The organism is Streptococcus mitis subsp. hohhotensis (assembly GCF_020089495.2).
Lineage (GTDB): Bacteria > Bacillota > Bacilli > Lactobacillales > Streptococcaceae > Streptococcus > Streptococcus hohhotensis.
Genome location: NZ_JAIRCA020000015.1, coordinates 36,231 through 48,339 on the forward strand (window position 1 = coordinate 36,231; position 12,109 = coordinate 48,339).

11 protein-coding genes and 1 pseudogene are annotated in these 12,109 nt (G+C 40.3%); 11 read left to right on the plus strand and 1 reads right to left on the minus strand.

The window, feature by feature from the left end; genetic code table 11:
- Positions 1–26: 26 nt before the first annotated feature.
- The 6 genes from tkt to gap all read left to right on the plus strand — a co-directional run bounded on the left by tkt (position 27) and on the right by gap (position 7,584).
- Positions 27–2,003, plus strand: a complete 1,977-nt coding sequence (gene tkt / locus K4Z77_RS07170) for a transketolase (RefSeq protein WP_224218897.1) — start codon at positions 27–29, stop codon at positions 2,001–2,003.
- 117 nt (positions 2,004–2,120) lie between these two features.
- Positions 2,121–2,420, plus strand: a complete 300-nt coding sequence (yajC, locus tag K4Z77_RS07175) for a preprotein translocase subunit YajC (protein ID WP_000445810.1) — start codon at positions 2,121–2,123, stop codon at positions 2,418–2,420.
- 46 nt (positions 2,421–2,466) lie between these two features.
- On the plus strand, positions 2,467–2,910 hold the full coding sequence (locus K4Z77_RS07180; RefSeq protein WP_224218898.1) for a low molecular weight protein-tyrosine-phosphatase: 444 nt from the start codon (positions 2,467–2,469) through the stop codon (positions 2,908–2,910).
- On the plus strand, positions 2,897–3,307 hold the full coding sequence (locus tag K4Z77_RS07185; RefSeq protein WP_042749891.1) for an MORN repeat-containing protein: 411 nt from the start codon (positions 2,897–2,899) through the stop codon (positions 3,305–3,307). Before K4Z77_RS07180 ends, K4Z77_RS07185 begins: the two co-directional genes overlap by 14 nt.
- Before the next feature lie 299 nt (positions 3,308–3,606).
- Entirely contained in the window at positions 3,607–6,258 is a 2,652-nt protein-coding gene (adhE, locus tag K4Z77_RS07190) for a bifunctional acetaldehyde-CoA/alcohol dehydrogenase (protein ID WP_224218899.1), read from the plus strand.
- Between the two features lie 318 nt (positions 6,259–6,576).
- Positions 6,577–7,584, plus strand: a complete 1,008-nt coding sequence (gap, locus tag K4Z77_RS07195; RefSeq protein WP_000260685.1) for a type I glyceraldehyde-3-phosphate dehydrogenase — start codon at positions 6,577–6,579, stop codon at positions 7,582–7,584.
- Positions 7,585–7,652: 68 nt separating this feature from the next.
- On the opposite strand, the gene K4Z77_RS07200 is transcribed toward gap, so the two are convergent.
- Positions 7,653–8,528, minus strand: coding sequence for an RluA family pseudouridine synthase (locus K4Z77_RS07200; protein WP_343236530.1), 876 nt, complete (start codon positions 8,526–8,528; stop codon positions 7,653–7,655).
- An 86-nt stretch (positions 8,529–8,614) separates the two neighbouring features.
- On the opposite strand from K4Z77_RS07200, the gene pbp2a reads away from it, so the two are divergent.
- From pbp2a to K4Z77_RS07225, 5 genes and pseudogenes are all read left to right on the plus strand, one after another.
- Positions 8,615–10,810 carry a penicillin-binding protein PBP2A gene (pbp2a, locus tag K4Z77_RS07205; protein ID WP_224218900.1) on the plus strand — a complete coding sequence of 732 codons (2,196 nt, stop codon included), beginning with the start codon at positions 8,615–8,617 and terminating at the stop codon, positions 10,808–10,810.
- Positions 10,811–10,862: 52 nt separating this feature from the next.
- Positions 10,863–11,015, plus strand: a complete 153-nt coding sequence (gene rpmG / locus K4Z77_RS07210) for a 50S ribosomal protein L33 (RefSeq protein WP_001809375.1) — start codon at positions 10,863–10,865, stop codon at positions 11,013–11,015.
- Between the two features lie 9 nt (positions 11,016–11,024).
- Complete coding sequence (gene secE / locus K4Z77_RS07215; protein ID WP_042900249.1) at positions 11,025–11,201, plus strand: preprotein translocase subunit SecE; 177 nt, start codon at positions 11,025–11,027, stop codon at positions 11,199–11,201.
- Positions 11,202–11,255: 54 nt separating this feature from the next.
- Positions 11,256–11,792 (plus strand): transcription termination/antitermination protein NusG, encoded by a 537-nt coding sequence (nusG, locus tag K4Z77_RS07220; RefSeq protein WP_000376740.1) that lies wholly within the window; start codon positions 11,256–11,258, stop codon positions 11,790–11,792.
- Between the two features lie 120 nt (positions 11,793–11,912).
- A pseudogene (locus K4Z77_RS07225) lies at positions 11,913–12,109 on the plus strand (sigma-70 family RNA polymerase sigma factor); the annotation flags it as partial.

Consider the following 12,109-nt stretch of genomic DNA (forward strand, 5'->3'; position numbering starts at 1 on the left):
ATCACCTCAAATAGAAAGGAAATTCTATGTCAAATCTATCTGTTAATGCAATTCGTTTCCTAGGTATTGACGCTATCAACAAAGCCAACTCAGGTCACCCAGGTGTGGTTATGGGAGCGGCTCCGATGGCATACAGCCTCTTTACAAAACAACTTCGTATCAATCCAGCTCAACCAAACTGGATTAACCGCGACCGCTTCATTCTTTCAGCAGGTCATGGTTCAATGCTTCTTTATGCCCTTCTTCACCTTTCTGGTTTTGAAGATGTCAGCATGGATGAAATCAAGAGCTTCCGTCAATGGGGTTCAAAAACACCAGGTCACCCAGAATTTGGTCATACAGCAGGAATTGATGCTACAACAGGTCCTTTAGGTCAAGGGATTTCAACTGCTACTGGTTTTGCCCAAGCAGAACGTTTCTTGGCAGCCAAATATAACCGCGAAGGCTACAATATCTTTGACCACTATACTTACGTTATCTGTGGAGACGGAGACTTGATGGAAGGTGTCTCAAGCGAGGCAGCTTCATACGCAGGTTTGCAAAAACTAGATAAGTTGGTTGTTCTTTATGATTCAAATGACATCAACTTGGATGGTGAGACAAAGGATTCCTTTACAGAAAGTGTTCGTGACCGTTACAATGCCTACGGTTGGCATACTGCCTTGGTTGAAGATGGAACAGATTTGGAAGCTATCCATGCTGCTATCGAAACAGCTAAAGCTTCAGGCAAACCATCTTTGATTGAAGTGAAGACTGTTATTGGATACGGTTCTCCAAATAAACAAGGAACTAATGCAGTACACGGTGCTCCTCTTGGAGCAGATGAAACTGCAGCTACTCGTCAAGCTCTCGGTTGGGACTATGAACCATTTGAAATTCCAGAACAAGTTTATGCTGATTTCAAAGAACATGTTGCAGACCGTGGCGCATCAGCTTATGAAGCTTGGACAAAATTAGTTGCCGATTATAAAGAGGCTCACCCAGAATTGGCTGCAGAAGTAGAAGCCATTATTGATGGACGTGATCCAGTTGAAGTGACTCCAGCAGACTTCCCGGCCTTAGAAAATGGCTTCTCTCAAGCAACTCGTAATTCAAGCCAAGATGCCTTGAATGTTGTGGCAGCTAAGTTACCAACTTTCTTGGGTGGTTCAGCTGACCTAGCTCACTCAAACATGACTTATATCAAGACTGACGGACTTCAAGACGATGCTAATCGTTTGAACCGTAACATCCAGTTTGGTGTTCGTGAATTTGCCATGGGAACTATCTTGAACGGGATGGCCCTTCACGGTGGACTTCGTGTATACGGTGGAACTTTCTTCGTCTTCTCTGACTATGTGAAGGCAGCTGTCCGCTTGTCAGCCTTGCAAGGTCTTCCTGTGACTTATGTCTTTACCCACGATTCAATCGCGGTTGGGGAAGACGGTCCAACGCACGAACCAGTTGAGCATTTAGCAGGTCTTCGTGCCATGCCAAATCTGAATGTTTTCCGTCCAGCAGATGCGCGTGAAACGCAAGCAGCTTGGTACCTTGCAGTGACAAGTGAGAAAACACCAACTGCCCTTGTCTTGACCCGTCAAAACTTGACTGTTGAAGAGGGAACAGACTTCGACAAGGTTGCGAAAGGTGCCTATGTTGTCTATGAAAATGCAGTCGACTTTGATACCATCTTGATTGCGACAGGTTCAGAGGTTAATCTTGCTGTCTCAGCTGCCAAAGAATTGGCTAGTCAAGGCGCAAAAGTCCGCGTAGTCAGCATGCCATCTACAGATGTCTTTGATAAACAAGATGCAGCATACAAGGAAGAAATTCTTCCAAATGCAGTTCGCCGTCGTGTTGCAGTCGAAATGGGTGCAACTCAAAACTGGTACAAATATGTTGGTCTAGATGGTGCTGTTCTTGGTATTGATACCTTCGGAGCCTCTGCCCCAGCACCAAAAGTATTGGCAGAATATGGCTTTACTGTCGAAAATCTTGTAAAAGTCGTTCAAAACTTGAAATAATTCTAAAAATCAGGGCGCAAGCTCTGGTTTTTTCTTACTAGAAAAGCAAGGTACAATCTTGTAAAAGTAGCTGAAATTTGATATAGTAGTCCTATGTAAAAGACAAAGGAGAATATAATGGAATCGCAATATACATTTTTAATCATTCTTGTGGCTATGGTGGGTTTGATGTTCTTTACGCAACGCTCTCAAAAGAAACAAGCACAAAAACGTATGGAAAGCTTAAATAAACTACAAAAAGGCTATGAAGTGATTACAATCGGTGGACTTTATGGAACAGTCGATGAAGTAGATACAGAAAAGAAAACAATTGTTCTTGATGTAGATGGAGTTTACTTGACTTTTGAACTAGCTGCTATCAAGACAGTATTACCGCTGAAAGAAACAGCTTCACTCGAAGGTGCAATTGAAAAATAAGACGGGATCACTAACTCCCGTTTTTCTATAAAAGAAAGGAAATGGGATGAAAAAACTAGTCTTTGTCTGCCTGGGGAATATTTGCCGTAGCCCTATGGCTGAGTTTGTTATGAAATCAATGACAGATAACTACGAAATCCAAAGTCGAGCGACTTCTTCTTGGGAACATGGCAATCCGATTCATAAGGGCACTCAAGGGATTTTTCAACAGTATCAGATTCCTTATGACAAGAATAAGACATCGCTTCAGATTAGTAAGGAAGATTTTGAAGCCTTTGATTATATTATCGGCATGGATGCTTCAAATGTTTCTGACTTACGTCAGATGTGTCCAGCAGACTGTCAAGATAAGATTTACTCATTTGCATCTGAAAGTGTACCAGATCCTTGGTATACAGGAGATTTTGAGGAAACTTATCGGCGTGTTCAAGAGGGGTGTCAAGTTTGGCTAGAACGTTTAGAAAAGGAGAGTGAAGGTGGAAAATCTTAAGAATTTTTACGACAAGTATCGTGTCTATCTGACTCGTCCACGTTTAGAGATTTTGGCAGTAGTTACCATTGTTTTCTGTGCTGTACTCGTCTTTTTTCTAAATATTCCCGGAAAAGGTGTCTTAAAACTGGATAATGGAACGATTGTTTATGACGGCAGTCTTGTCCGAGGTAAAATGAATGGTCAAGGAACCATCACCTTCCAAAATGGAGACCAATATACAGGTGGTTTCAACAATGGAGCTTTCAACGGAAAAGGTACCTTTCAATCCAAAGAAGGCTGGACCTACGAAGGTGATTTTGTAAATGGTCAGGCTGAAGGAAAAGGGAAACTAACAACAGAACAAGAAGTTGTTTATGAAGGGACCTTTAAACAAGGCGTTTTTCAACAAAAATAAAGCCTCCTTATCAAAGGAGGTATTATTAGAAACGCAAAGTAAGCGCTTACCTGCAAATCCCTTTCTTTCCAAATCCCTCTTCCAAGTAAGTTTGTGAAATAAAAAAATATTTGAAATAAGTTTCACAAACTTTGAAGAAAAAACCTGATAAGAAAAGAAAATGAGAAAAATTTCACAAGGAACTAAAAATTCTTTGTGAAATGTTTATGAAACTGTTTACAAAGTTGAAATAATGCGTTATAATAAACTTGTGAAAAAATTAACAAAGGATTAAATCCTTGAAAGCTATGGAGGAAAATATGGCTGATAAAAAAACTATGACACCAGAGGAAAAGAGACTTGCTGCTGAAAAGCATGTCGATGGTCTCGTAAAAAAAGCCTTGGTTGCACTTGATGAGATGCGCAAGTTGAACCAAGAACAAGTTGACTATATTGTAGCAAAAGCTTCGGTTGCAGCACTTGACGCGCATGGTATACTGGCACAACATGCAGTTGAAGAAACTGGTCGTGGGGTATTTGAAGATAAGGCAACGAAAAATCTATTTGCCTGTGAACACGTAGTGAACAATATGCGTGGAGTTAAAACAGTTGGAGTTATCGAAGATGATCCAATTACAGGGTTGACGAAGATTGCTGAACCTGTTGGTGTAATTTGTGGTGTCACTCCAACAACCAACCCAACTTCAACAGCTATTTTCAAATCATTGATTGCTTTGAAAACACGTAATCCAATCGTGTTTGCTTTCCACCCATCAGCTCAAGAATCATCAGCCCACGCAGCACAGATCGTTCGTGATGCCGCTATCGCAGCTGGAGCGCCTGAAAACTGTGTTCAATGGATTACAGAGCCATCTATGGAAGCAACTGGAGCGCTTATGAACCACGAAGGTGTTGCTACTATCCTTGCAACTGGTGGTAATGCCATGGTTAAAGCGGCATATTCATGTGGTAAACCAGCTCTTGGGGTAGGTGCCGGAAACGTTCCTGCCTATGTAGAAAAATCTGCTGACCTTCGTCAAGCTGCTCATGACATCGTTATGTCTAAATCATTTGATAATGGGATGGTCTGTGCATCAGAGCAAGCAGTTATCATTGATAAAGAAGTGTACGACGATTTTGTAGAAGAATTCAAATCATACCACACTTACTTTGTAAACAAAAAAGAAAAAGCACTTCTTGAAGAATTCTGTTTTGGTGTGAAAGCAAACAGCAAAAACTGTGCTGGTGCTAAACTAAATGCAAACATTGTTGGTAAACCAGCAGCATGGATTGCAGAACAAGCAGGATTCAGTGTTCCAGAAGGAACAAATATCTTGGCTGCAGAATGTGAGGAAGTAGGACCAAAAGAACCATTGACTCGTGAAAAATTGTCACCAGTTATTGCTGTCCTAAAAGCTGAAGACACAGAAGACGGTCTTACAAAGGCTCGTCAAATGGTTGAGTTTAACGGACTTGGTCACTCAGCAGCTATCCACACAAAAGACGAAGAGCTTGCTAAACGCTTTGGTACAGAAATCAAAGCTATGCGTATTATCTGGAACTCTCCATCTACTTTCGGTGGTATCGGTGACGTTTACAATGCCTTCATCCCATCATTGACACTTGGATGTGGTTCATACGGACGTAACTCTGTTGGTGATAACGTGAGCGCTATTAACCTCCTAAACATCAAGAAAGTAGGGAAACGTAGAAATAATATGCAATGGTTTAAAGTTCCTTCAAAAATTTACTTCGAACGCAATTCTATCCAATACCTTCAAACATGTGAAGATATTGAACGCGTTCTGATTGTTACAGACAAATCTATCGAAAAACTCGGTTTCGTTCAACGTGTTATCGATCAATTGAACGCACGTAGCAACCGTGTAACTATCCAAGTCTTCTCAGATGTTGAACCAGATCCAGACATCACAACTGTAGAACGTGGTGCTGAAGTGATGAAAGCATTTGAACCAGATACAATTATCGCTCTGGGTGGTGGTTCACCAATGGATGCGGCAAAAGTTATGTGGCTCTTCTACGAACAACCAGAAATCGACTTCCGTGACTTGGTTCAAAAATTCATGGATATCCGTAAACGTGCCTTCCGCTTCCCATCACTTGGTAAGAAAGCGAAGTACATCGGTATCCCAACAACTTCAGGTACAGGTTCAGAAGTAACACCATTTGCCGTTATCTCTGACAAGAAAAACAACCGCAAATATCCATTGGCTGACTACTCATTGACACCAACTATTGCGATTGTTGACCCAGCTTTGGTTGAAACAGTTCCAGATTTCATCGCAGCTGACACTGGTATGGACGTCTTGACTCACGCGACTGAAGCTTACACTTCAAACTTTGCTAACGACTATACAGATGGTATTGCGCTTCAAACAATCAAACTTGTCTTTGAATGGTTAGAAAAATCTGTTAAGACAGCTGACCCAGAAGCTCGTGAGAAAATGCACAATGCGTCTACAATGGCTGGTATGGCCTTCGCCAATGCCTTCCTTGGGATGAGCCACTCAATGGCTCACAAGATTGGTGGTGTTCATCATACTGTTCACGGACGTACAAACGCAATCTTGCTTCCATATGTTATCCGTTACAACGGAACTCGTCCATCTAAGACAACTACATGGCCTAAATATAACTACTGGAAAGCTGATGAGAAATTCCAAGATATCGCGAAAATGCTTGGCTTGCCTCACTCAACTCCAGAAGAAGCAGTTGAAGCATACGCTAAAGCTGTTTACGAACTTGGTGTTGCAGTAGGTATCAAGATGAACTTCAAGGATCAAGGAATTGATGAAAAAGCTTGGAAAGACAGCTTACATGAAATTGCCTTACTTGCTTATGAAGATCAATGTTCACCTGCTAACCCACGCTTGCCAATGGTAGCTGACATGGAAGAAATCATGGCAGATGCTTACTATGGCTACAAAGAAAGACCAGGACGCCGTAAATAATTGTTATCAGCCTAGAGGCAGGAATTTCCTGTCTCTTTTTTGTAAAATTGGAAGATTGAAAATAATTTTTAGCTTTTCTATTTTCACTTTTCATTTTAAAAGGAAACCGGTAAATGACTAGGTAGACAAAGAAAGACAGTAGTATAGGCTTTCAAAGGAGAAAGAAAAATAAGTGGGGTATAGACAAAAAACAACGCCCGTACTTGCAATTCAACTCAAATAGTTATATAATAGGTTTGTTGAAAGGTGATTTGTAGTGATTCAAGTTACTCTTTTCACAATAAAAATTTCATGATTTTCATAAGGAGGAAATCACTAATGGTAGTTAAAGTTGGTATTAACGGTTTCGGACGTATCGGTCGTCTTGCTTTCCGTCGTATCCAAAATGTAGAAGGTGTTGAAGTTACACGCATCAACGACCTTACAGATCCAGTTATGCTTGCACACTTGTTGAAATACGACACAACTCAAGGTCGTTTCGACGGTACTGTTGAAGTTAAAGAAGGTGGATTCGAAGTTAACGGTAAATTCGTTAAAGTTTCTGCTGAACGTGATCCAGAACAAATCGACTGGGCTACTGACGGTGTAGAAATCGTTCTTGAAGCTACTGGTTTCTTTGCTAAGAAAGAAGCAGCTGAAAAACACCTTAAAGGTGGAGCTAAAAAAGTTGTTATCACTGCTCCTGGTGGAAACGACGTTAAAACAGTTGTATTCAACACTAACCACGACGTTCTTGACGGTACTGAAACAGTTATCTCAGGTGCTTCATGTACTACAAACTGCTTGGCTCCAATGGCTAAAGCTCTTCAAGACAACTTTGGTGTTGTTGAAGGATTGATGACTACTATCCACGCTTACACTGGTGACCAAATGATCCTTGACGGACCACACCGTGGTGGTGACCTTCGCCGTGCTCGCGCTGGTGCTGCAAACATCGTTCCTAACTCAACTGGTGCTGCGAAAGCTATCGGTCTTGTAATCCCAGAATTGAACGGTAAACTTGACGGATCTGCACAACGCGTTCCAACTCCAACTGGATCAGTTACTGAATTGGTAGCAGTTCTTGAAAAGAACGTTACTGTTGATGAAGTGAACGCAGCTATGAAAGCAGCTTCAAACGAATCATACGGTTACACAGAAGATCCAATCGTATCTTCAGATATCGTAGGTATGTCTTACGGTTCATTGTTTGACGCAACTCAAACTAAAGTTCTTGACGTTGACGGTAAACAATTGGTTAAAGTTGTATCATGGTACGACAACGAAATGTCATACACTGCACAACTTGTTCGTACTCTTGAATACTTCGCAAAAATTGCTAAATAATTCATGAGTCGATAAAAAGCAAGACCTCTTGGTCTTGCTTTTCTTATATGGAAAAATGGATGACACAATCATCCATTTTTTTTTAATTCTTTTTCAAAAGTATCTGATAGGGTAGTGAAGCTTAATTTCTCTAGAGTAAGCGGATGGGTAAAGGATAGTCGAAAGGCGTGGAGCATAAGCCGACTTGTTTTTGATTTACTATTATAGAGAGGGTCGCCTAAAATAGGAAAATTATGATGCGAAAGGTGCACACGAATCTGATGGGTTCGCCCGGTCTTTAGTTTGCAACGAACCAAGGAAGTTTTGTTTGGGAATTGCTTTAATCTGCTTACATGCGTTTCAGCATATTGCCCATTTTTTGTATCAACTACTCGTTTTCTGCGATCATGGCGATCACGCCCAATTTTGTCTTTGAAAACAAGTTCTTTGTTGCTGATATTTCCGTCAACGAGTGCCCAATATTCTCTAGAAATCTCTTTTTTCTCCAATAAGCGATTGAGAATAGGTAGGATAAAAGGATTTTTGGCAAAGAGAACCAAACCACTGGTTTCCATGTCTAGACGATGAACGACATAGCAGGTTTGGCCAACATAGGCACTGACATGGTTAAGAAGGGCGATTTCGCTTGGCTGATTACCATGCGTTTTCATCCCCTCTGGTTTGTTCACAATAATTAAGTGTTGGTCTTGATAAACTTCCTGAACGAGGTTTGGGTTGCCCCAAGGGATTTCTTTTTTGGGATAATCTTCCTCGTCAAAAGTTAACTGGCAAATATCTCCAGGATTTACCATCTCGTTCCAGTGAACTTCTTCTTGATTTATCAAAATATGTTTCTTGATTCTCAAAAAATGACGGATTTTTCTAGGGATGAGGAGTTGTTCCTCAAGTAATTGCTTTACCGTCATTTGAGGTAGAGAGTCTGGTAATGTAAATGTGAATTTCATACAGATATTGTAACAAAAAAAGCCCTATTTGGATAGGAAATAGCTAAATTCTTGTCTTCCTATGATGAAGATGATAAAATAAACGCATGAAATTAGATAAATTATTTGAGAAATTTCTTTCTCTTTTTAAAAAAGAAACAAGTGAATCAGAGGATTCTGGGTCTACTAGCTTGCGTCGTTCTCGCAGTGATAGAAAAAAATTAGCCCAAGTAGGTCCGATTCGAAAATTCTGGCGTCGCTATCATCTAACAAAGATTGTCCTTATACTAGGTTTGAGTGCAGGCTTGCTAGTTGGAACCTATTTGTTTGCTGTAGCTAAGTCAACCAATGTTAACGATTTGCAAAACGCCTTGAAAACTCGGACTATCATTTTTGACCGTGAAGAAAAGGAGGCTGGTGCCTTGTCTGGTCAAAAAGGAACTTATGTTGAATTGACTGATATCAATAAAAATTTGCAGAATGCCGTTATTGCGACAGAAGACCGCTCTTTTTATAAAAATGACGGGATTAATTATGGTCGTTTCTTCTTGGCTATTGTAACTGCTGGACGTTCGGGTGGTGGTTCTACTATTACCCAACAGCTGGCTAAAAACGCCTATTTATCACAGGATCAAACTGTTGAGAGAAAAGCGAAAGAATTTTTCCTTGCCTTAGAATTAACAAAAAAATATAGTAAGGATCAGATCTTAACCATGTACCTTAACAATGCCTATTTTGGAAATGGTGTGTGGGGTGTAGAAGATGCGAGTAAGAAATACTTTGGAGTTTCTGCATCAGAAGTGAGTCTGGATCAAGCTGCGACTCTGGCAGGGATGCTCAAAGGGCCGGAACTGTATAATCCTTTGAATTCCGTACAAGATTCGACTAATCGTCGCGACACTGTCTTACAAAATATGGTTGCAGCGGGTTACATTGATAAAAACCAAGAAACCGAAGCTGCAGAAGTTGATATGACTTCGCAATTGCACGATAAGTATGAAGGGAAAATTTCAGATTATCGCTATCCTTCTTACTTTGATGCGGTGGTTAATGAAGCCGTTTCTAAGTATAATCTAACAGAGGAAGAAATCGTAAATAATGGCTACCGCATTTACACAGAGCTGGACCAAAACTACCAAGCAAATATGCAGGTTGTCTATGAAAATACAGCTCTATTTCCGAGGGCAGAGGATGGAACGTTTGCTCAATCAGGAAGTGTAGCTCTCGAACCGAAAACAGGGGGAGTTCGTGGAGTTGTCGGTCAGGTTGCTGACAATGATAAAACTGGATTCCGGAATTTCAACTATGCAACTCAATCAAAACGTAGCCCTGGTTCTACAATTAAGCCTTTAGTTGTTTATACACCAGCAGTTGAGGCAGGTTGGGCTTTGAATAAGCTCTTGGATAACCATACCATGCAGTATGACAGCTATAAGGTGGATAACTATGCAGGAATCAAAAAGAGTCGAGAAGTTCCCATGTATCAAGCCTTGGCAGAATCGCTTAATCTACCTGCTGTTGCTACTGTTAATGATTTGGGTGTTGATAAGGCTTTTGAGGCAGGAGAAAAATTTGGACTCAACATGGATAAGGTCGACCGTGTTCTTGGTGTCGCCTTGGGAAGTGGCGTCGAAACCAATCCTCTGCAAATGGCTCAAGCATATGCAGCCTTTGCAAATGAAGGTTTAATGCCGGAAGCTCATTTTATTAGTAGAATTGAAAATGCTAGTGGTCAGGTCATTGCGAGCCATAAAAATTCACAAAAACGGGTGATTGATAAGTCTGTAGCTGACAAGATGACTAGTATGATGTTGGGGACATTTACCAACGGAACCGGTATTAGTTCATCGCCTGCAGCCTATGTCATGGCAGGAAAAACTGGAACAACTGAAGCTGTTTTCAATCCGGAGTACACAAGTGACCAGTGGGTAATTGGTTATACTCCGGATGTGGTGATTAGTCACTGGCTTGGTTTCCCGACCACTGATGAAAATCACTATCTAGCAGGATCTACTTCAAACGGTGCAGCCCATGTCTTCAGAAATATTGCAAATACCATTTTACCTTATACACCAGGAAGTACCTTTACAGTTGAAAATGCTTATAAGCAAAATGGAATTGCACCAGCTAACACAAAAAGACAAGTACAAACCAATGATAATAGCCAGACAGATGATAATTTGTCTGATATTAGAGGACGTGCGCAAAGTCTAGTAGATGAGGCTAGTCGGGCTATCTCGGATGCTAAGATTAAGGAAAAGGCTCAAACAATATGGGATTCGGTAGTCAATCTATTTCGCTAAGATGCTTGTCAAAGCCTAGCTTTCTTGTTATAATAGATAGGATGGAGGTGTTATGGCACTAAAAAAAGCAAGCCTAGCTTGTGCGGTTTGTGGTTCGAGAAACTATTCAATCAAGATTAGTGGAAACCCCAAGCCTACACGACTAGAAGTAAATAAATTTTGTAAGCATTGTGGCAAGTACACTACACACAGAGAAACGAGATAGGAGAGAGCGATGCGTTTTATTGGAGATATTTTTAGACTTCTTAAAGACACAACATGGCCAACTCGCAAGGAAAGCTGGAGAGATTTTCGTTCTATCATGGAATACACAGCTTTCTTTGTAATAATTATTTACATTTTTGACCAGTTGATTGTTTCAGGTTTGATTCGATTTATTAACATTTTTTAGAAGGCTAGTGGAGTTAATTACACTAGAAATCTTCTATTTATGAAAGGAAATATCATGGATAGTTTTGATAAAGGGTGGTTTGTTTTACAAACTTATTCTGGTTATGAAAATAAGGTAAAAGAAAATCTATTACAACGTGCACAAACCTACAATATGTTGGATAATATTCTACGCGTTGAAATTCCAACACAAACAGTGCAAGTTGAAAAAAATGGAAAGAGAAAAGAAGTAGAAGAAAATCGCTTTCCAGGTTATGTTCTTGTAGAAATGGTCATGACAGATGAAGCTTGGTTTGTTGTTCGAAACACACCAAATGTTACAGGATTTGTCGGATCTCACGGAAATAGATCAAAACCAACACCATTATTGGAACAAGAAATTCGTGATATCTTGGTTTCTATGGGACAAACTGTACAAGAGTTTGATATCGATGTTGAAGTTGGTCAAACTGTACGTATTATTGATGGAGCTTTTGCAGACTACACTGGTAAGATTACGGAGATTGATAACAATAAAGTGAAGATGATTATCTCTATGTTTGGTAATGACACAGTTGCAGAAGTAAACCTAAACCAAATCGCAGAATTATAACCCTGAGAGAGGCAAGACCTCTCTTTTTTGTGCAGTTGAGGAGCTAAAGGGTGCAGAATGGATGAAATGTGCTAAAAGTGTTTTTGAATTTGTTAGACTGTACACAGAAAGGGGAAGATTATGCTTAAAGAATTGTATGAAGAAGTCCAGGGAATTGTATATAAGTGTAGAAATGAATATTACCTTCATTTGTGGGAGTTATCGGACTGGGATCAAGAGGGAATGATTTGCCTACATGAATTGATTAGTAGCGAAGAAGGGCTAGTAGACGATATTCCACGCTTACGTAAATATTTCAAAACAAAATTCCGGAATCG